This is a genomic window from Gemmatimonadaceae bacterium, assembly GCA_016720905.1.
GTDB lineage: Bacteria > Gemmatimonadota > Gemmatimonadetes > Gemmatimonadales > Gemmatimonadaceae > Gemmatimonas.
The window spans coordinates 1-26,922 of record JADKJT010000007.1 but is presented as its reverse complement, the minus strand read 5'-3'; the positions used below and the strand labels follow the sequence as shown (position 1 = coordinate 26,922).

Sequence of the window (26,922 nt, the reverse complement as noted above, 5' to 3'; positions counted from 1 at the left end):
GCGTGGATCCCTGATGCTGAAGCCTATTCCTCCATACGGCAAGAGCCTTGCTGTGAGCCTGGCGTTGGCGTTTGCCAGCGCACTCTCCAGCGAAATGCTGCGGTCACAGTCGCCTGCACCGCGCGTCGCCACGAAGGCGGCGGTGATCGCTCGGGGCGACTCGCTGCAATTGCCGGGCGCATGGACGGCGCCTCCGGGAGACGCGCTCTCGCACTACACGGCCGGCTTTGCCACGACGCTGTGCGCGGCGGTCTTCCTGACCGGACTCGATCCGAAAGACGCCGCCGCGAACGTCGGCTTCTTCTCGGGACCGTTGGCGTATCGGTCGGAGGTCAAGGACACGGTCATTGATCGTACGCATCAGACCGTGCGTCTGACGCTGAAGAACGGCGTCACGCGGGTCGCGAAACGCTACGGCAGTCAGGGGTGTGTCGCCCTGCCGCTCGGAGCCGATTCGGTGTTCTTCACGCCGTCTCTCGTGACGTCCAAGCTGCCGCCGGCCGCCAGCACGCCGTGGCCCATGGGCGACGTGTTGCCGAAAGCGGCGTGGCCCGCCAACGTCGACTCCGCCTTGGTGGCGCGCGCGATGGATGAAGGATTCGGCCCACCCGCCGCGATGACGCTGGCGTTCGTGGTGACGTACAAGGGACGCATCATCGGCGAGCGCTACGCCAAGGGCATTGGCATTCACACGCCGCTGGAAAGCTGGTCGATGGGGAAGAGCGTCACCGGCACGCTGATCGGTCGCCTCATCCAGATGGGCACCTACACGCTTGATCAGGCCGCACCGATTCCGGAATGGCAGAAGCCGGGCGACGGTCGTCAGAAGATCCGCATCATGGACATCATGCGCATGTCCAGCGGACTGCGACTGCGCGCGCCGCAAGATCCGGATTATGATCCGAAGGTCGGCTACCCCGATCATCTGTATCTGTATGCCGGCACGGCAAATTCGTATCAGTGGGCCGCCACGCGTCCGCAACAGTGGCCGCCCAACACGGTGGGTCGGTACCGCAATACCGATCCGGTTCTGGCCAGCTATCTGGTGCGACTGGGCGCGGAAAAGCGCGGCGAGAATTATCACGCCTTCCCCACACGCGCATTGTTCGACAAGCTCGGCATGCGTGACGCGATCATCTACACCGATCCGTACGGCAACTTTCTCGGACAGGGTTACGAGGTGATCGCGGCGCGTGACTGGGCGCGGCTGGCGAATCTGTATTTGCAGGACGGCGTGTGGAATGGTGAGCGGTTGCTTCCGGCGGGGTACGTGCCGTACGTGCGCACGCTGGCGCCGGCCTGGGTGGCCGACGGACGGCCGGTGTACGGCGGTGGGTTCTTCTGGGTCAACGGGGACGGTGCGGAACCGATGCCACGCGATGCCTACGCCATGCTGGGCGCTGGCGGCCAGAGCGCCTGGATTGTGCCGTCGCACGACCTGGTGATTGTGCGGATCGGCAAGTATCGCGGGGAGGACCGGGGCGAGGCGGCGCGCCAGAAGGCGACCGCGACGCTGCTGCGGGCGGTACGGCCGACGAAGTGAGCGTTGCAGGTGGCGTGTGCGTAGACAGTAGACAGTAGACGGCAGACGGTAGACGGCGACTCGTCTCCATCCTTCACTCAATCCCCGCGTGACATGATCGACTTGCGTTCCGGCACCATATGGCGGACCAGCGCATTCGCGTTCGTCTCCGTGCTCACCCTTCCGTGGGCCGCGAAGGCACAGCGCACGGGCGGGCGGACGCCAGCCAAGGCCGAGCCGCCGACCGCCGCCGCGCCGGCTCTCACGTCGGACGTGCTCAAGGGTCTGCAAATGCGCTCGATCGGGCCGGGGCTGGTGACCGGCCGCATCGCCGACATCAAGATCGATCCCAACAATCCCAGCACCTGGTACATCGCCACGGCGTTTGGCGGCCTGTGGAAGACGGTCAATCGCGGCGCGTCGTTCACGCCACTGTTCGACGATCAGAGCACGCACAACTTCTGTTGCGTGGAGATCGATCCGAAGAACTCCAACGTGCTCTGGCTGGGCAGTGGCGAGAATCACAGCCAGCGCAGTGCACATTTTGGTGACGGTCTGTTCAAGTCCACCGATGCCGGCAAGACCTGGAAGCGGGTGGGACTCGCGCTGTCCGAGCACATCGGCAAGATCATCATCGATCCGCGCAACTCCGACGTGGTGTTTGTCGCCTCGCAGGGGCCGCTGTTCTCCGCGGGCGGAGAACGGGGGCTGTACAAGACTATCGACGGCGGTGCCACATGGACACGCAGCCTGTACATCAGCGAGAATACCGGCATTACGGATGTGGTGTTCGATCCGAAGAATGCCGATGTGTTGTACGCCGCGGCGTATCCGCGCCGTCGGCACGTCGGTCAGGCCATCGGAGGCAGTCCGGAAGGTGGATTGCACAAGTCCATTGATGGCGGCAAGACCTGGACGAAGCTCACCACCGGCTTGCCGACCGGCGACGTGGGGCGCGCGGCCCTGACCATTGAGGGACGCACCTCACCCACGCAAATCATTGCGTTCTTTGAGGCGAGTGCCGGGCAATCGGGGCTGTACAAGTCCACGGATGACGGCGCGACGTGGTCACGCTTTGGCAAGAACGCGCAAGCAGCGGGTGGACGTGGCGCAGGCGGTGGTGGCGGTGGTCGCGGCGGCGCCGCGGCGACGCCGGTGACAGCGGCGGACAGCGCCCGCGTGGCGGCCGCGCGCGAGAACTGGTTTGCCAGCGGGACGGGTCAATACTACAGCGAGCTATTCCTCGATCCGCATCGCGTCGGCCACCTGTACGAAGTAGGCACCAACCTCGCGCGCAGCACCGACGGCGGCGCGACGTGGTCGAACACCAACTGGGAATCCCGCGGCGTGCATGTCGATCACCACGCCATGGCCTTCGATCCGCTGGACAAGAACCACATCCTGCTGGGCAATGACGGTGGCTTGTACGAGACGTACGACTTTGGCGAGACCTGGAAGTTTCACGCGACGCTGCCCATCACGCAGTACTATCGGGTGGGCGTGAACAACGCCAAGCCGTTCTACTACGTGTGCGGCGGCACGCAGGACAACTTCTCGCAGTGCGGCCCGTCCCGCACCACCAACACGTGGGGCATCCGCAACAGTGATTGGTTCAACATCGTGGGCGGCGACGGATTTCAGGCGCGCGGCCACATGGAAGACCAAAACGTGTTCTTTGGCGAGTCGCAGAATGGCGGACTGTCGCGCTTCGACATGCGCACGGGACGCGGACAGGGCATTCGACCGACCACCGCATCGACGGGTGGTGATGATTCGGGAGCCCCGGCTGCCGTTGCAGTACCATCACCTGCGGTAGCAGTACCCTCACCTGCAGTTGCAGTACCCTCACCCGCAGTTGCCGTTCCCGCAGTACGTGATCGCACGAACTGGGATGCGCCATTCGTGATGAGTCCGCACAATGCCGATCGCCTCTATTTCGCCAGCCAGTTCGTGTATCGCAGCGATGATCGCGGCGACAACTGGACGAAGATCAGCCCCGACCTGTCGCGTCAACTCAATCGCGATACGCTGCCGATCATGGGCAAAGTGTGGCCTCGCGGTTCGGTCGCGCTGAATGCGTCCACGACCGACCTGAGCAACGTGGTGGCCATCGACGAGTCACCGGTGATGGAAGGACTGCTGTGGGTGGGCACCGACGACGGATTGGTGCAGGTCACCGAGGACGGCGGCAGGAACTGGCGTCGTATCGAAACGTTCCCCGGGGTCCCGAAGTTCACGTACGTGAGCGACGTGCACGCGTCGCCGCGCGATGCCAACACCGTGTTCGTCACGCTCAACAACTGGCAACGCGGTGATTATGCGCCCTATATCGTCCGCAGCACCGACCGCGGCCGCACGTGGGTGAACATCTCCGCCAATCTGCCGGCACGCCACGACGTGTGGGCCATCGCGCAGGACTTCGTGAATGGTGAGTTGCTGTTTGTGGGCACGGAGTTCGGATTGTTCACCAGTGTCGACGGTGGCAAGTCGTACGTGCAGCTCAAAGGCGGCTTGCCGGTGACGCAAGTGCGCGACGTCACGTTGCACAAGCGCGAGAGCGACGTGGTCATGGCCACCTTCGGCCGCGGATTCTATGTGCTGGACGACTACTCCGCGCTGCGTGACATCACGCCGCAAAGCCTGAGTGAGCCGGCGAGGCTGTTTCCGTTGCGGCATGCGTATTCCTTCGTGCCTGGCGGACTCGCGCCGGCGGGCGCCGCCGGAACGCTTGCGATCAGCGGCAATTTCAGCACGCCCAATCCGCCGGTGGGGGCATGGATCACGTACAACGTGAAAGACACGTTGCCGACCGACGCCAAGTTGGTGTTGACCATCAGCGACAACAGTGGCAAGCAAGTCCGTCGCTGTGAGCTCGATCGAAGCGTTGGCCTTCGCCGGTTTGCGTGGAATCTCAACAGCGACCCCGTGGCACCGGATAGCGCGACGGCACGGCGGCTCTCGGCGCAGTTTGGCGGGCAAGCGGGTACTGGTGCGGCGGCGGCCGCGACGGATACGACCTCACGCGCCCCGCGCCCTGCCGCCAATGCGCTTACGTCGTGTGCGATTGGGACAACGGCTGGTGGATTTGGTGGTGGTGGCGGCGGTGCCGGTGGCCCAGGTGGACTCGCGGCGGCGTTGCGCGGTCAGCCGCAGCGGGTGCCGGCCGGCGTGTACAAGGCGAGCATCGGCCGATTGGTGGGCACGACGGTGACGCCGATTGGACCGAGTCAGGGGTTCAGTGTGTTGCCGTTGCTGCAGCCGTAGCGCGTACGGCACTTTACTGCACATTACCGCAAAGTTCGCGAAGAACGCGAAGGGACGGGGATCGTCTGCAGCTGTCGCTTGGCGATCTTCGTGAACTTTGCGGTTAAGTGCTGTTGAGGTACCGGCGAGATCTTGTCGAGGGCTGGCTGCGTACCCTGCGGTGATGTCGTTCGGCCGTCGCTCGCGTCAGCCGAGCGCGATGGGCGTGGCGTCGTGTGCATCAATCAGGGCCAGTCGCCGAAGATGTACCGAGTCGGCGGCGCCAACGAACGCCCTCGCGCTTCCCGACTCCTGCAGCGCGCTCTTGAGCTGCGTGAGCCCGCCGCAGATATAGCGATTGCAGAGATTCGAACGCATGGCGCGCGGCAATGCGCAGCCGTCGGTGGTATGATAGACGCACGATCCGCGATAGTGTCGCACGGGCAGATACGATGCATACGACGCGAGCAGGGCGCTCTGGTCGAGCGAGTCGTCTTGCCCATGTACTCGCAACAGACTGTCTTCGCGAAGAAACGCATGGTCGCCGCCCGCGGTGCAGCATTCACCACGACAGGTGGCGCAGCTGCGGCCGAGTATCGCCTCGAGATCGGTCGCGGCCGTTGAGGCATTGGGGTCCGGGTACGCATCCGCCAACGCCGCCGTCGCTTCCGCGGTGGGCATGGCGCCGTCGGTGGGCACCGTGGCGAAGACGCGTCCGAGTATCGAGTGCAGGCGATCCAGGAAGATGCGCCGTGTTCGCTCGGGGAGCGCTTCTGTTTCGCGGGTGTTCGCCGGTACCACGGCCACCGGGATGGGCGCGAGTCCCGCCGGGACCGTGACCGTGCTCGCGATGCGCTGGGCGTGCTCGCGAATATACGTGTTGCGCTCACGCTGCGAGGTGAACGGGTGACGACGAAGCGACATGAAGGGAAGTGTACTCACCGGACGCGTCGCACGCCCGGTGAGTAGTCGGCTATCGTTTGGGATCGAGTATCTGTGAGATGCGGTCGCTCACGTCGTTCCAGTGGGCACGCGCGACCGCGCCGCCGGCCGATGACGCATGGGCGCGCGCCTCACGCTGGATGTCACGCAGCTGCGCGCGCGCCAGCGCCGGCAGGTCGCTTTGTGCCACGTTTGGCGCGGTGACAAACGGCAGGGGACGGGTGGGTGCACCCGCGCCCGGTTGCGGCGCCGGAGCCGGGGGTGGACTGATCAGCGCATCAAGGCGTTGCAGATACACCCGCTGCAATTGTCGCCGTGACGCATCAGGCGACGCACCGTTCCACACGCTGCGCTTGAGATCGCCGAGATATTCAGCCACGGGATAAGCGCTGGCGGCGTCATACCGCTCGGCTTCAGCCATGCGGCCAAGCCGCGCACTACTGAGCAGTGACGTGACCACACCAGCCTGACGCGCCGCCAGTACGGTGCTGGGGCCAATGCGTGACAGGATCTCCTGCGGACGCAGCCACTGGGGTGTGGTGATCACGTTGTCGCTCAGGAACGCCAGAGCCGCCTTCTGTCTGGCCTTGGGCACCACGCGGAACACAGCGCCTGCCTGATCGGAGGTCTTGAGGTCGACGTTCACGCCGCCGATGACGGTGGCCACGTGTCCCATGTAGCCGGCCCAGCGACCCACCGCCTCTTCGTACACTTCCGTCAGATCCGTGTAGTCTTCGCCCGACGTAGTCGTCCACGCGATGAGATTGGGGATCATCTTCTGGTAGTTCATCACGGCATACATCGAGGACTTCACCGGATCGTCGCCCAGATCCTCCGTTTGCACGCGCGGATCGGCGCTGCCGAGTCCCTGCGGCGTGAAGCGATAGGGCATTGGGCCGGTCTGGCTGGTCAGCCAGCGATTGAGTGTCGGCTTCTCGTCGTCGGCGGTGCGCGACGCGATGAGGCGATACCCCCAGTTGATGGCGAAATCGTCAAAGGGGCCGAGGCGTCGAATGAAATCCTTGGTTTTCAGTCCGTCGCCCGGTTGTGCGATGTAGTTCTGACGGGCGTAGTCCATGATGGTGGCGCTGACGCCGTACTTGGCTGTGAAGCTTGGGGAGCGCAGCGAATCGGTGGGGAACGACGACGACGCGATCATGTTGTGCTGCAGTCCCAGCGCATGTCCGATTTCGTGAGCGATGACCTGATGCATCGTCTCGCCCATCAGCTCGTCCGGGATGTCCAGTGAGCGCGCCAACGGATTCGAGGCGCCCGTTTCCATGATGAGCCAGTTGCGATAGGACCGCATGTGGTTGTGAAACCAGGTGATCTCGCTGTTGATGATCTCGCCGGAGCGCGGATCGTGCGTATGCGGGCCAACCGCATTGCGCACCAGACTGGCGGCCCATCGCACCATGGAATAGCGCGCGTCATCCGGATCGAAATCGGGGTCCTCGGCCTTCGAGGGCGCATCCTTGGCCAGAATGGCGTTCTTGAATCCGGCCTTCTCGAACACGGCCTGCCAGCTTTCCACGCCGGACTTCACGTACGTCTTCCAACGGGTGGGTGTGGCCGGGTCGAGGTAGTACACGATGGGCTTGATGGGCTCCACCAGTTCGCCGCGCGCGTACGCGGCGGGGTCTTTCGGTTCAAGACGCCAGCGGGTGATGAACTGCTGCGAGGCTGCCTTCTGCTGATCGAGACCGTAGTTCACGCGTTCGATGGAAAAGAACCCAACCCGCTCGTCGAAGTTGCGCGGGCGCATGGGCACCTTGGGCAGCAGCACCATCGACTGCCGGGTCTCCATGGTGACCGTGCCGCCGTTGCGATCATCCGGCGGTGTGGCCGCATCGAAGGTCTGCACCTGGCGCACTTCGACGTTGATGGGAAATCCGCGCATGCTGCTGATGTAGCTGCGCGCGGGATCGAACCGGCGCACGCCATACGTGCGACGCTGATCCGCATTGAGCCCCGAGGTGGCCGGGTTGTCGGTGGCGAAGAAATCGGTCACGTCAATGACGTACGCCGTGCTGTCCTTGCCGAAGGCCGAAATGGTGAACGCGCCGATAATTGGTGCAAAGTTGTTTTGGGCCACGCTGCGGGCGATGGGCAACGAGTCGTCGGCGACGGCATCGGTGCTGATGCTCCTGAGGAGAATGCGTTCGTTCACGCGCTCCCATCGAATCATCCGTTCGTTCAGCGACGTGCCGGCGGTCTGAAACCCGCCACCGCCCGACGGGGCGCCCGAGACCCGCGTGACCATGAGGAAATCCCGTCCCATGAGCGAGTCGGGGACCTCGAAGAAATAGCGGTCGTCCACCCGGTGCACGGTGATGCCGCCCTTTTCGGTGTGGGCGCGCGCGGTGATGACCTGCGCGTAGGGGCGCGGTCCGCGTCGCGACGCGTTGGCGGTTGCGGCGTCAGCCGGCGGTGTGGTCTGCGCCGGTGGCGTGGCCGGCGGCGTCTGGGCAGTGGCCAGCGCGGGCAGGCACCAGAAACTCGCGGACAGGACGAAGTGGCGGATGGCGGACATCACAGCTCCAAAAGGGGGAGCGATAGAATGCCGACCGGGGCCGAGTGCGTCAATGTGGGTACGGGTATCCAACGGCGAGCAGACGCGAAAGCGATCGATCAAGACCGTAGATGTCGTCGTAGAACATGACGGTCCCGTCCTCGCGGGCGACGGCCGTGCCGTAGAGCACATATACCGGCACACGCGTGCGCAGTTCGACGACGCGCGGCGCGGTGTGCTGCATGGCCTCCGCAATCGCGACATCATCCCATTCGGGCTGATCGCGCAACACCAGTTGGGCCAGGCGAACCGGCTCGGCGAGACGTATGCATCCGTGGCTGAGATCGCGGCGAGTTCGCGAAAACAGCGTCTGCGCCGGCGTGTCATGCAGGTACACGTTGAACGCATTCGGAAAGGCGAATTTGACCCCGCCCAGCGCATTATCGGGGCCCGGTCGCTGCCGGATACGCGCGTGCCCAGCGGCCACGGCGTCGAGCGCGGACGTGGGGAGGGCCTGTTCCCCGGTACTCAGGATCTCGTAGTGATTGCGTGCCAGGTAGTCGGCATCACGACGCGCCAACGGCAACAGCTCCTTGCGGGCGATGCTGGGCGGCACGTCCCAGTACGGCGAGAACACCAGGCGCTCCATGGTGCCGCTGAACAGCGGCGTCTTGTGGTTGTACGCCCGGCCGACCACCACGTCCATGCTGAGAACCTCAGCCTCGCGATCGACAACCGTCGTGAACGCGTGCAGCGTGAAGGCGGGCACGTTGACGAAGATCGGTGGCGCGTCGAACACGTGAGGCAGCCATCGCCAGCGGTCGAGCGTCACGATGATCTGTGCCACACGCGCGCTGGCCGGCACATTGATGCGCGCAAGTGTGGCCGAGCCGACGATGCCGTCGGGGACGAGGCCATGGCGGCGCTGAAACACTTGTACGCTCTGCACCAGCACGCTGTCGAAGCGCAGCGAGTCGAGACCATTCTGGCGCGCGGCCGACAACGGGAGGTCGCCGAGCGCGACGAGGAGGCGGCGCAGTTGCGGAACGCCGCCGTCGGCTGAGTCGGGATGGAGCGGGCGTTTCAGCGGAACGGGTGAGAGCGACGTATCGCGTGCCAGGGTCCGATAGCGCGCCAGCGCCTGCTTGAGCAGTTGGTAGTGTTGATATGGCGGCTCAGCCTCGTCGAAAAGTCGCGACGGGTTCGCGGAGACGGCCATCGCACGCAGCGCCCACGCCGCGCGAAACGGAGGTTCCGGCGCCTGCAGTCGCACGTTGGCCGCCGCCGCCGAGACGCGCCCTTGCCGCGAGGCCCTGAGCGCACGCAGGGTACCACTGCTCAGCATGACGTCGAAATCCGCAACGGCGTCGGCCGTCATCAGGGGGCGCGCACCTGGCGCATCGGCACGCTGTTGCAAGCGGGCGCCATCGTAGTCGGCGGGATCCAGACCACGCGTTTCGATGGCCTGCAACTCCGCAATCGCCGCGCGGGCCTGTGCCGTGGGCTGCCCGTCGCGGCTCCAGAGCGGCATCCATCCCGCCGAATCGTAGGCCGTTTGCAGGTCAGGGGCCACATCCACAAGCTTGGGCCATCGCTGCGAGGGATTGTATCGGGCCGTCACCAGATCGCGGAGCACGGCCGACGCGGTGCGCTCGGCGGACGACGGAAATTGAGCATGCACCGACGCGGCTGTCGCCAGATACCACGCACCGAGCGCGAGTGCAGCGGACGCCAATTTTGACATGGTCAGAAACCTTCGCGACAAATGCCTGCAGGACAGCGAGGGAGACTCTTGTCCATGGAAATCTAAGCGGACGCGCCTCGATTTGACCCGGCACGGAGGGGCTCCTCGCGCTGTACATTCTCAGCGGGATCAGCCCGCCTACCCTCGCCCTTTCTGCCATGGATCAGACACCGGACCTCCGCACGCCCATTGAAGGCACTGACGGCATCTTCGTGCTGCGCGGCAGCGGGATCACGCGCGGCTGGAACGGGATCCAATACAAGACAGGGCTGTCCGCCAAGAACGTCAATGCGACCAAGCTGTCGATGAACATGGCGACTATTCCGCCGGGAGGCGTGGCCTATGCGCACATCCATGTCGACTTCGAGGTGATGCTGTACATCCTGCAGGGGAACGTGCGCCATGAATACGGCCAATCACTCGAGCATCGCGTGGACAATACCGCGGGCGATTTCATCTTCATCGAGCCCGGCATCCCGCACGAGGTGTGCAACCTGAGCGATTCCGAACCCGTGCTGGCTGTGGTGGCGCGGTCGGATGCCAGCGAGTGGGAGCATATCGTGGACTTTCCGAGTTCGCGCCGTCCGAAGGCGCCGTAGATGCCCCGTCTGCCGATCATCATGGCCGGGTTTCTGGGCGCGACGGCCGTTGCCGCGTGTTCCCGAGGAACCGACGCCAATGCGCCTGCCAGCGCGACCACTGCCACCGTCCCGATCGTCGCCAATGCGCACATCGCGGTCCCGCGTCCCGGTCCGGCGGGCGACTGGCCGATGCCCGGCGGCGACTATTCGAACTCGCGCTTCGCCGAGCTGGACGACATCACGTCGGCCAACGTGAAGCAGCTGCAGGTTGCCTGGGCGATGTCGACCGGTGTGTTGCGCGGTCACGAAGGACAGCCGCTGGTGATTGACAGCACGATGTACGTGATCACGCCGTATCCCAATGTCGCATACGCGATCGATCTCGCAGCGCCTGGTCAGCCGCTCAAGTGGCGTTTCCGTCCGGAGAACGCGCAAGCGGCGGCTGGACGCGCCTGCTGTGATGTGGTGAATCGCGGCGCGGCGTTCGCCGATGGACTCCTGGTGTACAATCTGCTGGATGGCCACACCGTGGCCGTGGACGCGGCCACCGGGGTGCAGCGGTGGCGCACACAAATGGGCGATCTCGCACTCGGCGAAACCATCACCATGGCGCCGATTGTGGTGAAGGGAAAAGTGATTGTCGGGTCGAGCGGCGGTGAGATGGGTGTGCGTGGATGGCTTGGTGCCATCGATCTCAAAACAGGCAAGGTGCTGTGGAAGGGCTACAACGTGGGCCCCGACAAGGACGTGTTGATCGACGCGTCATTCACACCGTTCTATGCGCAGGACAAGGGTGTGGACCTGGGCAAGACCTCGTGGCCCGGCGACACGTGGAAGGTTGGTGGCGGCGTGTCGTGGGGCTGGGTGTCATTCGACCCGGCGCTCAATCTCATCTACTACGGCACGTCGAATCCAGGACCGTGGAACGAAGGGATGCGCACGGGCGACAACAAGTGGACATGCACGATCATTGCGCGTGATGCCGACAGCGGGAAAGTGCGTTGGACGTTTCAGGTGACGCCGCACGACATGTGGGACTACGATGCGGTCAACGAGAACATTCTTGTTGACATTCCTGTACGCGGTACGCCGCGCAAAGCGTTGGTGCATTTCGACCGCAATGGATTCGCCTATACGATTGATCGCGCGACAGGCGAAGTGCTGGTGGCCGAGCCGTTCGTGACGACGAACTGGGCGAAAGGCATTGATCTCAAGAGCGGGCGCCCGATCGTGAATCCGGAGAAGCTCACCGGCGAAGGCAAACTGGTGAAGGACATCTGTCCCAGTCTGGAGGGTGGCAAGAATCAGCAGCCTGCGGCGTTCTCGCCGCAAACGGGGCTGTTCTACGTGCCCACCGTGAACTTGTGCATGGACTTCAAGGCGCGGGCGGTCACCTATATCCCGGGCACACCGTACATCGGTGCCGATGCGCCGGAGAAGCAAGGCGCGGGCGGATTTGGCGGTGAGTTCATTGCCTGGGACGCCAGCACCGGCAAGAAAGTATGGGGCATCAAGGAGCCATTCCCGCTGTGGAGTGGCGTGCTGGTGACAAAAGGCGGCGTGGCGTTTTACGGAACATTGGACGGGTTTTTCAAGGCGGTTGACGCGCGTACCGGCGCCCCGTTGTGGCAGTTCAAAGTGGGCTCGGGCGTGGTGGGCAATCCCATCACCTATCGTGGTCCCGATGGCCGACAGTATGTGGCTGTGTATGCCGGCATTGGCGGTGACATGGGGCTGTTGATTGCCGGCGATGTGGCGGCCAATCTGCCGTACGATGTGCGCGAGCGCGGCAACACCCTGCCGGAACTTGCGAAGTGGACCAGCTGGGGAGGCGAACTGTTTGTGTTCGCGATACCGCAATGATGCGTGAGTCTTCGACACGATTTCGACGGTCCGCGCGCACGGCAACCCTTCTGGTCATGGCGGCGTGTGCTCTGGCGTTCTGGGTTAGCGGCTCGGGCGTTGCCGACGCCGCGGATGCGCCGACTTCACGCGATGCGGCGTCGGACACGATTCGGTTTGTCGAGCATCCTGAGACATACCCCATAGGTTGGCCCACGGTGGGCGTACCCCTCGCGCTGACCAATCCATTCGAACACGATGCGAAAGCGCTGGCCACCGGTGCGAAACTGTACATCGCCTACAACTGCATCGATTGTCATGGTGCCGAGGGCAGTGGATCGATGGGTCCCAGTCTCGCTGACGGCCGTTGGCATTTTGGTGGACGCGACGGTGAGGTTTTCGAGTCCATCTATCAAGGTCGTCCCGAGGGGATGCCCGCCTGGGGCGGACGCATCGCGAACGACCAGATCTGGATGCTGGTGGCCTACGTGCGGTCGCTGAACGGCGGACGCGACGTGAGCACGGAAAACTTCACGGGACGGACGGTCGAGCGGACGGGGCATTGAGATCGCTGATTACGGGTGCCTTGGCGTCGCTGGCCATCGCGTTGTCGGCGCACGCGCAAGAGCATCCCATCACGTTCACTGTGCGAGCCGCGAACGCAAACGCAAACGTTCGACCCGGCGCCAGGCTCTCTGTGCTGGTGAGCGCCAGCATTCCCAGCGGTTGGCACCTATACAGCATCACGCAGCCTGCCGGCGGTCCAGTGCCCACGTCATTCACCGTGGCGCCACGCACACTCTTCCGCATTGAAGGCGCACTCGGCTCGCCCGTGCCCAATCTCACCCCCGATCCCAATTTCGGCATCATCACCGAGTGGTACGAGGACAGCGCGACGTTTCGCGTGCCGGTGCGCGTCGCCGCAACCGCAGGGCAGGGTGCGCAGACGCTGCACGTCATCGCCGCGTATCAAACGTGCACCGCGCGCTACTGCCTGCCGCCCACTGAAGACACGTTGTCACTGGCGCTCACCGTAGCCGGCCAGGCGGTGATCGCGGCGGCTGCGCCGCCCTCAACACCGCCGAGTACGACACCAGCCCGGCAGGCGGCCCCGCCTCCCGCCGCCGAAGCGTCTCCCGTCTCCCGTCTCCCATCTCCCGTCTCGAAAACCCAATCCAACAGTTCGTTGGCCCTCTTCCTCTGGCTCGCCGCCACCATGGGTGCACTGTCGCTGCTCACGCCATGCGTATTCCCCATGGTGCCCATTACCGTGTCGTATTTCAGTCAGCGATCAAACGAATCGCGGGCGAGCACGGTGGGCAGCGCGTTCCTGTATGCGGGCGGCATAGTTGGCGCGTTCTCCGGGCTTGGACTGGGCGCGGCGCTGGTGGTGGGCGTGGGTGGACTCAATCGCTTCGCGGCGAATCCGTGGCTCAATCTGGCCATCGCGCTGGTGTTTGTGGCATTCGCCCTGAGCCTCTTTGACGTGCTGCACATCGCGCTACCAAGCGGCGCGCTGAATTGGCTGGACCGTCAGGCGCGTGGCAACCGATTGGGTCGCGCCGGCACGACGTTGCTGATGGGCGCCACGTTCGCTGTCACCACGCTCACCTGCACGGCGCCCTTCGTTGGCACGCTGCTGGTGTCGGCGGCGCAGGGCGATTGGCGCTGGCCGGCCGCGGGGCTCGTGGTGTTTTCATCGGTGTTGGCGTTGCCGTTCTTTGTTCTGGCATTGGTGCCTCGCGCATTGGCCAAGTTGCCCCGCAGTGGCACGTGGATGCAAACGATGAAGGGCGCACTGGCGTTCATCGAACTGGCCGCCGCGACCAAGTTCCTGTCCAACGCTGACTTGGTGCAGGGATGGGGTGTGTTCACGCGCAACGTGGTGCTGGCTATCTGGGTGTCGCTGGGTGTGATGCTGGTGTTGTATCTGGTTGGCATTCGGTATCGCACACCAACCTCCATGCCGGCTCAGCGCTACCTGATTCCTGCCGGCATGGCGTTGGCAGTTACGGCGTGGCTGGCCACGGGGTTGCGTGGCGCGCGGCTGGGCGAAATGGAATCATTCCTCCCGCCGGCCGGCGCCAGTTCCAGCGGCGTATCGGGTACGAACGAACTGTCGTGGCTGCTCAACGACTATTCTGGCGCTCTGGAACAGGCGCGTCATGATCGGCGTCTGGTGCTGATTGATTTCACGGGCTATACCTGTACCAACTGTCGGTGGATGGAAGCGAACATGTTCCCCCGCTTGGCGGTGCGCACTGCGCTCGATCGATTTGTTCGCGTACGGTTGTTCACCGATGGTAAAGGCGAACCGTTCCTGCGGCAACAGCGATTCGAACTGCAGCAGTTCAAGACCGTCGCACTCCCGCTCTACGCCATTGTTGATGCCAACGGTGCGACGCGCGCCACGTTCCTCGGCATGACCCGCGATACCAACGAGTTCACGCGTTTCCTGAGTGACGCCGCGAAGTTGCCCTGAACCCTCGCCATCCTGAAGGAGCCATGGCCCTCACACACGCAACGCTCGCCGCATTGCTCGTGGCCTTCGCGAACTCCGCTTGGGCACAGTCGCCGCCGCCACTGCCAGGCAAGACACCCGGCGCGTGCACCCAACAGGCCAACGACTGGCTCAATCAGCGCGTTGCCGAATTGCGTACGCAGGGCGCGCTCACCAACACCAGCTATTCGCCGCTGCGCGCGCAATCACAGCAGCTGGCTACCGCGTGCGCCGCGCAGTTCTCCGTGACGACTATTGCGCCAGGTGAACTGGCCGCACTCGGTGCGCTCTACACGTTTGTGGGCGATACCGCAAACGCCCGTCGCGCCGTGGAACGCGGACTGTCTGCGCCCGGCGTTGCTCCGCGCGAGCGCGGATCGGCGTACCTGCAGGCCATCAGCATGGCCAATCGCGCCGCCGATGCATTCGCCGGATATGTGGTGCGCGCGGAAGAACTCGTGAAACTCGTGGACGCATTCCCCGACTCTTTGGTGGAGCTCAAGCTGCGCGCGCACAGCACCATGCTGGGGCAGTACGAGTACGCCGATCATGATGACGGCATTCGCTATCACGCGACGATAGTGCGCGAATTGGGACGGCGCACGAAGAACACGCAATCCATTCTGCAGGCGTATGAGTCACTGGCCCGAACGGCGGCCGACTATCTCCACCCCGATTCGGCGTTGATGATTCTCGACGACGCCGAGAAGGAATTGGGGGCGGCGGCGAACGTGAAGGAATCGTTGGGAGCCATGCGTGCGCGGTACATGCTGGTGGGCACCAAGGCCACGCCGGTGGTTGGCGAGCACTGGCTGAACGCGCCCGATCAACCCGGCGCAGCGGACGTTGGCAACGGCAAAGTGACCCTGGTGCAGTTCACCGCGCATTGGTGCGCACCGTGTCGCAACAGTTATCCGGGCATGCTCGAGTTGTCGAAATACTTCGGGTCGACGAACTACGAAACGATCTTTGTGACCGACCTGTACGGCTATCTCGGCACGGCAAAGAACCTGAGTGCCGCCGAGGAAGTGGCGGCCGATCGCACGTACTACGCCGAACACCATGGGCTGCCGTTTCGCATTGCCATTGCGCGGTCGTATGCGCCGGAGTTCACCCCGGCGCAACGTGCGGCGTCGAACGACGGACGGTATCAGGTGGGCGGCATTCCGCAGATTGTCATCGTCGACAAGAAAGGGGTCATTCGGCAGATTGTGGTGGGCTGGGACCACGGCAATACGGCGCGATTCAAGGCGTTCATTGAGAGGCTGCAGGCGGAACCGTAGTCGACGTCGGCAGGCTCGGCTGCCCCTGAATCGTAGGCACTATGCCGACGCAGCACCATGACGTTCAAGGACGCTGGTGATTCAAAGACTCAACGCCATTGCTGACTCAACTAACCTGGGTGTCGTGCTGTGAGTGATCACCTCCGCGAGCAACTGCAAGCGAACTTCGGCGCCGCCTACGCGTTGCAACGCGAACTCGGCGGGGGCGGCATGTCGCGCGTGTTCGTGGCGCGCGATGAAGCGCTCGGTCGCGACGTCGTCATCACAGTCATCACGGCAGACCTGGCCGAAGGAGTAAGCGCGGAGCGGTTTACGCGCGAAGTGAAATTGGCCGCGCGCCTGCAGCAGGCGAACATCGTACCCGTGCTCATGGCGGGCACGGCGAACGGTATTCCGTACTACACGATGCCGTTCGTGAAGGGCGAGTCACTGCGTGCGCGCATGGCGAACGGTCAGCGACTCGCCATTGGCGAGTCAACGGGTATACTGCGTGACATGGCGCGCGCACTGGCGTATGCGCATGCGGAAGGTGTCGTGCATCGCGACATCAAGCCGGAGAACATCCTGCTCTCGGGTGGCGCGGCCGTGGTGACCGACTTCGGCATTGCGAAGGCGATGAGCGCGTCGCGCACGCAGGATGGCGCGGCGTCCGGCGCATTGACGCAGGCGGGCATGTCACTCGGGACGCCGGCCTACATGGCGCCAGAGCAAGCGCTCAGCGATCCCAGTACCGACCACCGCGCCGATCTGTATGCGTGGGGCGTGATTGCGTACGAACTGCTGAGCGGCGCGCACATGTTTGCCGACCGCACCACCACCCACGCGCTCATTGCGGCGCACGTGAGTGATACGCCGAAAGCGTTGCACGCAGTGAACGCACAGGTGCCAGCTGCGCTGAGCGCACTGGTGATGCGCACGCTCGAGAAGGATCCGGCACGTCGCCCACAGTCAGCGGGTGAATTGTTGACCGCGCTGGAGTCGCTCGGACACCAGCCCGTGGCGGCGCACGCGTCAGCCACCGCGATCACGTCAAACAGTCGTTCAAAGACCGCCGTTCGCACGAGCGTTGCGGCGATTGCTGTGCTGGCGGTCGTTGCCATGGCGTGGCTTGCACGGCGCGGCACGTCGAGCGCCGTCGCGCTGGAACGTTCGGTGATCGTGTTGCCGTTCGAGAACGCCTCGCGCGACACGGCGCAGGAATATTTCGCCGACGGTCTGACCGATGAGCTCATTGGGCGACTGGCGGCGGCCGGCCTGCGCGTGACCGGACGCAACACCGCGTTCGCGTACAAGGGTAAACACCCAACGCCTGGCGAAGTGGGAAAGGTGGCGCACGTCGCGACGGTGCTGTCCGGGCAGGTGCGTCGACTGGGTGAACAGTTTCGCGTAACGGCCGAACTCGCGAGCGCGACCAACGACTCGGTGATGTGGTCGTTCACAACGAAGGACAGTCGAACGGCCGACGCCTTCGCGCTTCAGCGCGCCATGGTGGATTCCATCATCGCGCGCTTTCAGCTCGCACCGCGCGCCATCGCGGCTGGCGAAGCGACCGATGCGTCCGTGTCTGCGCAGGCACACGATTACGCGCTCCGCGGCCGGTTCTTCGGCAACCAGTTAACGCAGGCAGGGTCGACGGCGGCCATCGCGTTCTACGACAGCGCGCTGGCGCTTGCCCCGCGCTATCTCGATGCGCATCTGGGAAAGGTGCAGGTGTTGTTGTCGGTCGGGGATGGGTACGAATCGCCGCGGACGGTTCTGCCGCGAGTGCAAGCGATCCTCGCTACGGCAGCCGGCATCGATAGCTCACGCGGCGACTATTGGGCGACGCAATCGCTGCTGACTGCCAACTGGATCTGGGACTGGCCTAAGGTGCGATCGGATGCGGCGCGCGCTCGCGCCATCGAGCCCTCGAACTTCGCGGCGCTGTTCGCCTTGGCCCTCGCTCGGGGGGCCGGCGGCGATGGCCCGGGTGCCTTGGCAACGCTCGACACGGCGCAACGCAGCGACCCGCTGTCACCCTATCCGCAGTGGGCGCGATTCTTCATCTACAGCGTTGCTGGCATGCGCGACTCGACGCAGGCGGTCTGGCAGCGCCTGCCAGACCCTTTGCGGTACGGTACGTATGGCGATGTGGGGGAAGGGATCGCGATGCTTGCGCTCGACCGAAACGCCGACGCCGAACGGGCGTTTCGGGAAGGCGAAGGGGCACTCGGATATCCATCGCCGCTGCGCGTGGCCGCACTGGCGCGCCTGGGGCGCACGGCTGAAGCACGAGCGCAGTTGAAGCTCGTTGAGCAGGCGTTCGGGAAGACGTACATCGGGCCCGAGTTCATTGCCGCCGCCGCCGCGGAGTTGGGCGACACCACGATGATGTACCGGTGGCTCGACAGGGGCCAGCGCGATCACTCCGGATTCGCGGTGTTCCTCGGCTACTGGAACCACCCATTCACGGCGCATAAGCAGGAACCGCACTTTCAGCGCATTCTCAAACAGATGGGACTCAAGCCGGTGACCATCGGGTCGCAACCCAGATCGTAGTGGGCCTGCCCTTCACCAGCGTCCTGCAGCGTCGTCAGCACTCGCCGTGGCGAGCGACGAAACGTTACCATTCGTTGGCGATGACTCCTCGAAGACACAGATACCCAAGGTAGTCTCTCTCCCCGAACCGTCTTGACCACCGCCATCGAGGAAACCGGGGACCGCGCGTCGAGAACCGGGGTTTTACACTTGCCGTTGGATGCAGGCCGTACGAGCTTCGCAGACAACTTTCACGCGATGGATCACGTCACACAGACTCGGCAAGGGGGCAACATGACACAGGGTTTCGCACGCCGCGCTCGAACGACCTTGATACTGGGCATGGTACTCGTCGGATTGAGCGCATGCTCACGGGCGATTCACATCAAAGACCTGCTGGACAAGCCGCAGGAGTACGACGGCAAGACGGTGCGCGTCCAAGGCACCGTGACCCAGAGTGTCGGCGTGCTCGGAACAGGCGCGTACGAGATCGATGACGGAACAGGAAAGATCTACGTCATTGCCAAGGGTCAGGGTGTTCCTCGCCAAGGCGCGAAGACCAAGGCGAAGGGTCGCTTCGAATCGGTGTTCAGCATCCTCGGTCGCACAATGGCGGCCATCGTACTAAGCCCCTGACCGGCCGGCGGCGCATTCGCCAACGCCGCGCCGGCAGAACGGCCTACCATAGAACTTCACGGCGTCGCCGCCTTTTCAAAAAGCGTGTCGTATCGCCTCGTGGCCAACGCGGCGTCGAACTTTCTGGCGATCGTGGCTACGATCAGGCTCTTGGCACCTGCGCCGACAAAGACGACCACCCGCGTCTCGCTGTGCGACACCGTCACCGTGTCGCTACCGATCACCACGTCGGTATACCGATTTCCATCACTGTTCTCCTGCCGACCACGTGTGCCGTTCATGGTGGTTTCCAGAAAGGCGATCAGTGCTTCATGCAGCTCGGCCTTTGCCTCATTGATGTGGTATTCACGCGTGCTGGTTTTTTCCATGAGGGTGCCGCGGTGTGGCATCACATCCGCATTGGGCCGCGCGGTCACACGCAGTGCGCCAGCGGCATCCGGCTCCCAGGCGAAATAGTGATCGAACCACGCGCCATCCACGTCGACGTAGTTACCAGTCGGTGACGAAGCAAACCGCAACGGCACGGACCGGGTTGCTCCAGTGGCGATGGTCATCTCGTGCAGCACAGGCAGCGAGTCGTCGCGTGTAATCCGCACGTACCGTTGCTCATCGGGCGACAGGCTGAGCGGCTGCTTCTTATCCAGGTCGTGTACGGGACGCACGAGCGGAACGCGGTGCACGTTGAGTGTGCGCGTGTCGAGCACTGCGCTGGCCGTTATGTAGAGACCGGGTGTGTGGAATCGCTGTTCATCGAGCAACCCGTACATTCGCGTGTCGGCGTGCGGCATCGTCGTCGTGTCACCTGACGCCAAGCGATACGCGAGCTCATCGCCGGAACCGCAGTGACTCAAGTACGAGAAACGGACACCCGCACTCGTTGACTGAACCACGTAGGTGTATCCGCTGCCGAACGACGCATCCACCTGCACGACAAGTGCAGGGGTTGCGCCGGGAACGACGGCGACCGCGCTGATGCGCTCGTACCGCTCAATGGAATCGCGCGACTCCCGATCCGCATCAAAGAAATCGCGCTCGGCGACAGGCCCGGAAATGTGGACTGGAGCGCCATTGTAGGTCACGAGAAAGGAGGTGTTGGCGGTAAGCCACACGCCCGCGTTCTCGGTGTACGACACATCGATGGACTCTACCAACGTGCCAATCGTAAACGGACCCACAACCTGCGTACGCGCCGGCTCGTTGCGCTTGACGACGCGAAATCGATAGCGGAGGTCGTGTGCATTGACCGGCAGCCATTCGCTCCACGCACGCTGTGCGCGGCCGGGGCGCGCGGGTAGCGGTACCTCGAACGTCGCCGCATCCGTGCCTAACGTGCCGGTGTTCACCGTCAGCATGCGCGCCTTGCGCTCGGTCCAGATTTCCACGATGCCCGGCAGGACGTAGCGTCCATTCTCGCGTCGCGCGTCGTCTGCCCACAGCATGCCCCCCCGCGAATCGAGTACCGTGGCCGCGCCACCAATCGCGAGCGCCAGATGCGGAGGCGCGTCGCCGGAAGGAATCTGCGGCGCCTGTGCCTCAGGCCATGACAGTTCGACGGCCAACAGCAGCTTCTCGCCCTCGAACGTGGGCGGCACATGCGACAGCAGCCGCGTCACGCCACCGATCACGCCAATGAGTGCGACGTGCGTCAGGGTCGCGACGGCCAACGCGCGCAGCATCGGCACGTCGCCCGCTTGGGCGAGCCACCGACTGATCACGAGGCCAACCATCATTCCCCCAACGGCCGCGGCGATCCCGCAGTAGAAGACAAAGTACCCCGACGCGCCTTCACGACTTGGGATCTTCTGCCACGTCACGGCAAGGGTAGCGATCCATCCGCCAAAGAGGGCACCCACGATCGCGGTGACCACTCCCACACCAAGCGACGACAACCACGACATGAGCATGCCCTTCATTCAGTCTCCGTTGAACGCGAGGGTGGTTGCTGCAACTGAGCGAGTGCCAACGTGAGTGTCCCGAGGAAGGGGATTTCGTGCAGGGTCAGGCCAGAGACGGAGGGTCGAACCGTAACGCAGGATTCGGTAACGGTACCGCGCGGTGGCCACGACCGCCACGATTCCGCGCGGTCAGTCGTCTGCGAACAACACCGCGAGCGCCATCGCAAAGCCTGGCAACACGGTGTCGCCGAGGAGCGTATCACTCACTCCGAGAACCGACACGCTGCCATCGACGCGATAGACCACCACCTGCTCGCGCTCGGGATCGACGCTCCACACCAGTAGCGTGCCCGCCTCGAGCCAGTCGCTGACTTTGGCGATCACGGCGCCGGCTCTATCACCAGGTGACCGCACTTCGACCGCGATGTCTGGGGCGAACGGCGGAAAACCATCGGGCATACGAACGGGGTGGCGCTCCCGTGAGACGTAGGCGAGATCGGGGGCCCGTACGGTGTCCGGATTGCGTGCCAGTGCTACGCTACTTCGCCGTAACCTGCCCCGTCAGTTTCCCATCAGCACCAACCTCGATCTCCACAGGCGCGCCGTCTATCTCGAGGACAAGACTCTTGCGCGCAATAGTCACGTTCATAGAGATGCGCGAAGGCATGCTGTTCGGATTGATCTTTGCACCCTGAGCGACAGCCGATCCGGCGGCGTGCAGCCCTTGATTCACCTTTTCACCGAACGTGGCGCCCTGCGTCTGCTTTGGAGTGGTGAGCGCAATGCGATAGCGACCCGGTGCGAGACCCGTCAGCGCAAACGCGCCGTTGTCCGCAATTGACGCAGACTTAGCAGCACCGCCAGCCACCGGCGTCACCGTAACCAGAGCGCTGGAAAGCACTGCGCCACCCGGTATCACTGGTGCCGCGACGCCAGCGCTCGCTGGCGCGGGCTTCCTTGCCGGCGCGCCTTGGGCTCGAGCAATCGATATCGTCGCAACGAGGCAAAACGGAACCGCGAACGTGATGAGCGAGAGCTTCATGGCAGTGCCTCGGCGGAGGAAACGCGCTTGTGTGTCCGCATATTGTGGGGGAGTGTCGAAGAACGCGAGGGCCCACTCCAGTCGACGAAGGAGCACGCATGGAGCAACCGACACTGCGTGCTCAGTCGCGCGTGGTGCCCTCAGGAACGCCGATCCTCCGCTGATGGATACTCAAGGCAATGCCGAGTCGGAGGCCAACGTCACCATGTCGAAAGCTCGCCGGTTCGCGCACCACGAGCTGTCCGCGCACGAGCTCGACGCGCTTGCCCGGGACAGTGTAGCCGACCAACTGCTCGGCGGTCATGCCATCGGGCGCGGTGATCATGTGGTGTCTCCGCCGTGAAGATCGAGTTCGTGCCATGTCACAACGCTACGCGCCATTGTCAGCGCTCCGTCATCACCCGACATGCAAAAGCTACGCTCGGCGGGCGCGCCGAGTCTACTCGGCGCGCTTCGCGGCTTACGGGCGGGGCACCCGCCGCATCAGTTCTTCGCGCCAGCCGAGGATGACGCGCGTAGGCAGCGCATCGGGCCGATCCACCGATTCGACCATGAGGAACTGCGACCCGTCGGGCGTGACGTCGTAGCCGGTGGAGCGGCTGTCGTTGCTGCCACCCGTCGTGGTGAGCGAGAAGAGACGCACCGGTCGGCCGAGGGTCCCGTTCGCAGGATTGAAGTCCACGGCGTACATGTCGCGACCACGACGAAAGACGATCTCGCGACCGCCACGCGTGAAGCGTGGTTGGTCGCCGCCGTCGATGGAAACTTGCAAGCGCGTCGTGCCAGCGCGCTCGCGCACGATGACCTGCGTGCGCGCGTCCGCCTGTCGCTCACTGAGGGCCAGCCAGCGCCCGTCCGGCGAGATCACGCCACCGAGCTGGCGAACGTGCGTGGCATCGACCCTGGTGCGCTGGCGCGTGCCGAGATCGATCGTCCATGCGCCCTCCTCCGGATTCAACTCGCTGTACACCAGCACGCGACCGTCGGGAGAAACTCCCGTCGGGTGCTTGTCGAGTCCGTTCCGCAGGATTGTGTCCACCTTGGCGCCATCGACCGACGTGCGAGCGAGGTCATACGCCGGTGTCTCGAGCGCGTGCAGGATCGACTTGCTGTCGGGTGCCCACACGGGGGCGAACGCCGCGCTCTTGAATGCGCTAAGCTGGCTCAGCGTGCTGCGTTGCCGGTCGAACAGCCAGAGCGACCACGGTTCGGGCTGGGAGCGTGTGAGCGCGATCCAGTTCCCATCGGGGGAGAGGCGCGGATCGGCCCATCCCGCCACCTCAGGAAACGCCTCGCGGCGCGTGCCATCGCGCGACACCCACACCACGCGAGAGCGCTCCTCGAACTGGCTCGCCTTGATGTAGACGAGGTCTCCCGCGTTCGAGACATCGTAGGCGACGGAGCCTTCCGTGCGCAACGAGAACACGTCGTCGATCACCGGCACGGCCGGCCCGAGGAGCTTGAGCGTCGCGGCGTCGAACGGGGCCGCGAAGATGGCATTGCTTCGACTGAACAGGAGGTATCCCGGCTCGATGTAGCGCGGGAACAGCGCGTTCTCGATGATCGTGGTGACCTTGCCGGTTGCCAGCTCAATCGCCTGGATGCTGGAGCGCTCGAACGGCGAAGCGTACGCGGCGTAGAGGAGCACCTTGGCGCCGGGAAGCAGCACGGGAAACCAGTGCCCGAATTCGTTACGTGCCCGATTCGGTGTGGTCACGTCCTCGGTGGGTCCGCCCGTCTCGCGCACGCGGGCGAGGCCGCCCGAGGCGATGCGCGAATAGTAGACCCAGCCGTCCGGGCTGATCGCCATCAGCCCCGTACTCGCGACATCGGCAATGAGTGTCCGCGTGCCACCTTCGACGGGAATTTTGAACAGGCTCCCATCGCCCACATACAGGATCCACCGGCCATCGGGCGAATACGCAGGCGCGAGGCCGCCCTCCGATCCCCGCACGGGTACGACCTCCGTCGACCCCATCGCCCGCTGAACGAGGATGCGCCCCTTGAGCGAGTCGACGATGGATTGGAGCACGGCGTGCCCGTCGGGGGCGATCGCGATCAACGCCTTCGCGGACGCGCGCGGTCCTGCGTTGAAGGCGAACTCCACGCGTCGTACCGGCGCGGCGGTGCTCGCCCGCCGTCCAATGAACCACCCACCAACACCTGCCACCACCATCAGCATCGCAGCGAACGGCAGCCAACGCGACGACGAGGGAGCATTGCGTACACCGCGCGCCGCACTCGTTGCTCGCGGCGAGATTTGTTCGCCCAGCAGCGCCGCCTTGAATGCCTGAATCGTCGCAAAGCGATCGGCCGGCAGCTTCTGCAGCGCCATCAACACGGCGGCCTCCACATGCTCCGGCACCGCCGGTCGCAGCACCGTAAGTGCGCGCGGCGCTTCGGTGAGCAGCTTCGCCACAATCGCCTGCGCATTGGCGCCGGTATACGGCGGTTCGCCCGCCAGCATCTCGTACAGCACCGCGCCCAGCGCGTAGATGTCCGCCCGCGCGTCGATGACCTTGTCGCCCATCGCCTGCTCGGGGGCCATGTACTGCGGGGTGCCGAGCGAGAGCCCCGTTTGCGTCATGCGCGCGCCGCCGGCCTGTTGCACGGCGAGCGCGATGCCGAAGTCGGCCACCAACGGATGCGTGCCGTTGGCCGACTGTTGCAGCAGGATGTTTTCGGGTTTGATGTCGCGGTGCACGATGCCCGCGGCGTGCGCGTCGGCCAAGGCATCGGCCACGGCGGTGGCAATGGCGATGGCGTCGGCCACGGGCAGCTGCGTTTCGCGCGCGAGCCGTGCGCGCAGCGTTTCGCCGCGCACATACGGCATGACGTAGTACAGCAGCCCCTCGGCCGCGCCGCTGTCGAGCAAGCCAAGGATGTGCGGATGCTGCAAGCGCGCGGTGGTGCGGATCTCGCTCAGGAAGCGTTCGCTGCCGAGCGCGGCGCCGAGATCGGGGTGCAGCACTTTGATGGCGACGTCACGCTCGTGCTTGAGATCGTGCGCGAGGTACACCGTGGCCATGCCGCCCTGTCCAAGTTCGCGGTCGACGCGGTAGCGGTCGGACAGCGCGGCGGTGAGGCGTGCGAGCGTATCGCTCATGGAGTGGTTTTCAGGGGCATGGCGCGAGGGCAGCGAGCATGATGGGCAATATGCCACACTCATGCCCGACACGCCCGGCAATGCAACCGGACGCGGATGACTCGCGTGGCGTGATTGTGGTGATGCCTTCGATGCGGCGAACAGGCGTCGAGACATAGCACAGTTCCTTGCCGCTCCGCGAATACCGCGGCGGCTCAGACGCAGTCAGCGCTATGGCCGCCTCGGCCACGAGCGGCTACCATAGGGTGGTCCCCCTCACCGGTGCCTCGATTCCGACCTCCGACCTGCGCGACCAGCTCCAAGCGACCCTGAGCGGCAGCTACACCATCGAGCGCGAGCTCGGCGGCGGCGATGCCGCGCGTGTTCGTGGCAAAAGAAACCGCGCTGGGCCGACGGCCGCTTGGCTTGAACGGGATACCAAACAACCCCTACCTCACACCCTTGCACTCCGCCCCGCGCTACCTCGCGTTCTTGAAGCGCATCGGGTTGCGGCCGTGACCCAGCAGACCGACCGCCTCAACACCGCCCTCGACGGCCGCTATCGCATCCTCCGCCACCTCGGCGAAGGCGGCATGGCCACCGTGTATCTGTGCGAGGACCTCAAGCACGACCGCCAGGTCGCGCTCAAGCTCTTAAAGCCCGAACTCGCCGCGGTGTTGGGTGCCGAGCGGTTTGTGCAGGAAATCAAGACCACCGCGGCGCTGCAGCATCCGCACATTCTACCGCTGTTCGACAGCGGTGCCGCCGATGGGTTTTTGTTTTACGTGATGCCGTTCATCGACGGCGAGACATTGCGTGCGAAAGCTCGATCGCGAAACGCAGCTGAGCGTAGATGACGCAGTGCGCATCGCGCGCGAAGTGGCCGACGCGCTCGACTACGCGCACACGCGCGGCATTGTGCATCGCGATGTGAAGCCCGAGAACATCCTGCTGCACGGCGGGCACGCGATGGTGGCGGATTTTGGTATCGCCCTCGCGGTAAGCGCGGCCGCTGGCGGGCGCATGACAGAGACGGGCCTGAGCCTCGGCACGCCGCACTACATGAGCCCCGAGCAGGCCACCGCCGAGAAGGAGATCACGGCGCGCAGTGACGTGTACTCGATTGGCAGCGTGCTGTACGAAATGCTGACGGGCAATGCGCCGTTCACCGGCGCGAACGCGCAGCAGATCATCATGAAGATCATCACCGTGCCGGCCGAACCGGTGACGATGTACCGCAAGTCGGTGCCGACGAATGTCGCGGCCGCAGTGGCCAAGTCGTTGGAGAAACTGCCGGCAGATCGCTTTGCCAGCGCGAAGGCGTTTGGTGAGGCGCTCGTCAATCCGGCGTTCGCTGACGCCGTCTCGGGCCACCAGTCGCGCACGATGACGGGCGGCGCGTTGACCCGCTCGGCGGCAGGCCGCTGGGGACTGATGGGCTGGGCTTTCGGACTCGCCGGTTTGACAGTCGCCGCGTGGTCGTGGCGTGGCAACGAGGGGCAGGGCGACCAGCTGGCGATCCCCACATACCTGAACGTGGCGCTCGCCGACTCCACGTCGCTCGCGACGATCGACGCC

The 26,922-nt window shown here is 64.6% G+C and carries 19 protein-coding genes; 11 read left to right on the top strand and 8 right to left on the bottom strand.

Annotation, left to right across the window (positions count from 1 at the left end):
* Positions 1-94: 94 nt before the first annotated feature.
* Both IPP90_07615 and IPP90_07610 read left to right on the top strand, forming a co-directional pair.
* The gene (locus IPP90_07615) at positions 95-1,543 is read left to right on the top strand and encodes a serine hydrolase (GenBank protein MBL0170586.1); all 1,449 of its coding nucleotides are present in this window, start codon (positions 95-97) and stop codon (positions 1,541-1,543) included.
* A gap of 93 nt (positions 1,544-1,636) precedes the next feature.
* A complete protein-coding gene (locus tag IPP90_07610) occupies positions 1,637-4,786 on the top strand; it encodes a glycosyl hydrolase (protein ID MBL0170585.1) in 3,150 nt (1,049 codons plus the stop codon).
* Positions 4,787-4,972: 186 nt separating this feature from the next.
* Here the strand turns inward: IPP90_07610 and IPP90_07605 are convergent, their stop codons facing one another.
* The 3 genes from IPP90_07605 to IPP90_07595 are packed head-to-tail and all read right to left on the bottom strand — an operon-like array spanning position 4,973 to position 9,963.
* A complete protein-coding gene (locus IPP90_07605) occupies positions 4,973-5,689 on the bottom strand; it encodes a hypothetical protein (GenBank protein ID MBL0170584.1) in 717 nt (238 codons plus the stop codon).
* A 49-nt stretch (positions 5,690-5,738) separates the two neighbouring features.
* On the bottom strand, positions 5,739-8,231 hold the full coding sequence (locus IPP90_07600; protein MBL0170583.1) for a zinc-dependent metalloprotease: 2,493 nt from the start codon (positions 8,229-8,231) through the stop codon (positions 5,739-5,741).
* Positions 8,232-8,289: 58 nt separating this feature from the next.
* Positions 8,290-9,963, bottom strand: a complete 1,674-nt coding sequence (locus IPP90_07595) for a L,D-transpeptidase family protein (protein MBL0170582.1) — start codon at positions 9,961-9,963, stop codon at positions 8,290-8,292.
* Between the two features lie 158 nt (positions 9,964-10,121).
* On the opposite strand from IPP90_07595, the gene IPP90_07590 reads away from it, so the two are divergent.
* The 7 genes from IPP90_07590 (at position 10,122) to IPP90_07560 (ending at position 19,322) form a co-directional block, all read left to right on the top strand.
* Positions 10,122-10,562, top strand: a complete 441-nt coding sequence (locus IPP90_07590; GenBank protein MBL0170581.1) for a cupin domain-containing protein — start codon at positions 10,122-10,124, stop codon at positions 10,560-10,562.
* On the top strand, positions 10,563-12,407 hold the full coding sequence (locus IPP90_07585; protein MBL0170580.1) for a PQQ-dependent dehydrogenase, methanol/ethanol family: 1,845 nt from the start codon (positions 10,563-10,565) through the stop codon (positions 12,405-12,407).
* Positions 12,408-12,463: 56 nt separating this feature from the next.
* Positions 12,464-12,952, top strand: a complete 489-nt coding sequence (locus IPP90_07580) for a c-type cytochrome (protein ID MBL0170579.1) — start codon at positions 12,464-12,466, stop codon at positions 12,950-12,952.
* Positions 12,949-14,868, top strand: coding sequence for a thioredoxin family protein (locus IPP90_07575; GenBank protein ID MBL0170578.1), 1,920 nt, complete (start codon positions 12,949-12,951; stop codon positions 14,866-14,868). Before IPP90_07580 ends, IPP90_07575 begins: the two co-directional genes overlap by 4 nt.
* 23 nt (positions 14,869-14,891) lie before the next feature.
* Complete coding sequence (locus tag IPP90_07570) at positions 14,892-16,169, top strand: redoxin domain-containing protein (protein MBL0170577.1); 1,278 nt, start codon at positions 14,892-14,894, stop codon at positions 16,167-16,169.
* A 129-nt stretch (positions 16,170-16,298) separates the two neighbouring features.
* Complete coding sequence (locus tag IPP90_07565) at positions 16,299-18,707, top strand: protein kinase (GenBank protein MBL0170576.1); 2,409 nt, start codon at positions 16,299-16,301, stop codon at positions 18,705-18,707.
* Positions 18,708-19,028: 321 nt separating this feature from the next.
* On the top strand, positions 19,029-19,322 hold the full coding sequence (locus IPP90_07560; GenBank protein ID MBL0170575.1) for a hypothetical protein: 294 nt from the start codon (positions 19,029-19,031) through the stop codon (positions 19,320-19,322).
* A 56-nt stretch (positions 19,323-19,378) separates the two neighbouring features.
* Here the strand turns inward: IPP90_07560 and IPP90_07555 are convergent, their stop codons facing one another.
* The 5 genes from IPP90_07555 to IPP90_07535 form a co-directional block, all read right to left on the bottom strand.
* Positions 19,379-21,235: a hypothetical protein gene (locus IPP90_07555; GenBank protein ID MBL0170574.1), complete on the bottom strand. Its 1,857-nt coding sequence runs from the start codon at positions 21,233-21,235 to the stop codon at positions 19,379-19,381.
* 171 nt (positions 21,236-21,406) lie between these two features.
* Positions 21,407-21,748: a Uma2 family endonuclease gene (locus IPP90_07550; GenBank protein MBL0170573.1), complete on the bottom strand. Its 342-nt coding sequence runs from the start codon at positions 21,746-21,748 to the stop codon at positions 21,407-21,409.
* A 7-nt stretch (positions 21,749-21,755) separates the two neighbouring features.
* A complete protein-coding gene (locus IPP90_07545; protein MBL0170572.1) occupies positions 21,756-22,118 on the bottom strand; it encodes a carboxypeptidase regulatory-like domain-containing protein in 363 nt (120 codons plus the stop codon).
* 262 nt (positions 22,119-22,380) lie between these two features.
* Positions 22,381-22,584: a hypothetical protein gene (locus IPP90_07540; protein ID MBL0170571.1), complete on the bottom strand. Its 204-nt coding sequence runs from the start codon at positions 22,582-22,584 to the stop codon at positions 22,381-22,383.
* A gap of 135 nt (positions 22,585-22,719) precedes the next feature.
* Positions 22,720-25,365: a serine/threonine-protein kinase gene (locus IPP90_07535; GenBank protein ID MBL0170570.1), complete on the bottom strand. Its 2,646-nt coding sequence runs from the start codon at positions 25,363-25,365 to the stop codon at positions 22,720-22,722.
* Between the two features lie 245 nt (positions 25,366-25,610).
* Here IPP90_07535 and IPP90_07530 point away from each other — a divergent pair, with 245 nt between their 5' ends.
* On the top strand, positions 25,611-26,201 hold the full coding sequence (locus tag IPP90_07530) for a protein kinase (GenBank protein ID MBL0170569.1): 591 nt from the start codon (positions 25,611-25,613) through the stop codon (positions 26,199-26,201).
* Positions 26,161-26,922, top strand: a 762-nt coding sequence (locus IPP90_07525) for a serine/threonine protein kinase (GenBank protein MBL0170568.1), incomplete at its 3' end; no start/stop codon positions are given. The genes IPP90_07530 and IPP90_07525, both read left to right, overlap by 41 nt.

Coding starts and splice junctions, on each gene's coding strand:
- IPP90_07540 (MBL0170571.1), bottom strand. CDS start 22,584: ATGATCACCGCGCCCGATGGCATGACCGCCGAGCAGTTGGTCGGCTAC.
- IPP90_07560 (MBL0170575.1), top strand. CDS start 19,029: ATGGTACTCGTCGGATTGAGCGCATGCTCACGGGCGATTCACATCAAA.
- IPP90_07570 (MBL0170577.1), top strand. CDS start 14,892: ATGGCCCTCACACACGCAACGCTCGCCGCATTGCTCGTGGCCTTCGCG.
- IPP90_07605 (MBL0170584.1), bottom strand. CDS start 5,689: ATGTCGCTTCGTCGTCACCCGTTCACCTCGCAGCGTGAGCGCAACACG.
- IPP90_07615 (MBL0170586.1), top strand. CDS start 95: ATGCTGCGGTCACAGTCGCCTGCACCGCGCGTCGCCACGAAGGCGGCG.
- IPP90_07610 (MBL0170585.1), top strand. CDS start 1,637: ATGATCGACTTGCGTTCCGGCACCATATGGCGGACCAGCGCATTCGCG.
- IPP90_07535 (MBL0170570.1), bottom strand. CDS start 25,365: ATGAGCGATACGCTCGCACGCCTCACCGCCGCGCTGTCCGACCGCTAC.
- IPP90_07555 (MBL0170574.1), bottom strand. CDS start 21,235: ATGAAGGGCATGCTCATGTCGTGGTTGTCGTCGCTTGGTGTGGGAGTG.
- IPP90_07585 (MBL0170580.1), top strand. CDS start 10,563: ATGCCCCGTCTGCCGATCATCATGGCCGGGTTTCTGGGCGCGACGGCC.
- IPP90_07580 (MBL0170579.1), top strand. CDS start 12,464: ATGGCGGCGTGTGCTCTGGCGTTCTGGGTTAGCGGCTCGGGCGTTGCC.
- IPP90_07595 (MBL0170582.1), bottom strand. CDS start 9,963: ATGTCAAAATTGGCGTCCGCTGCACTCGCGCTCGGTGCGTGGTATCTG.
- IPP90_07590 (MBL0170581.1), top strand. CDS start 10,122: ATGGATCAGACACCGGACCTCCGCACGCCCATTGAAGGCACTGACGGC.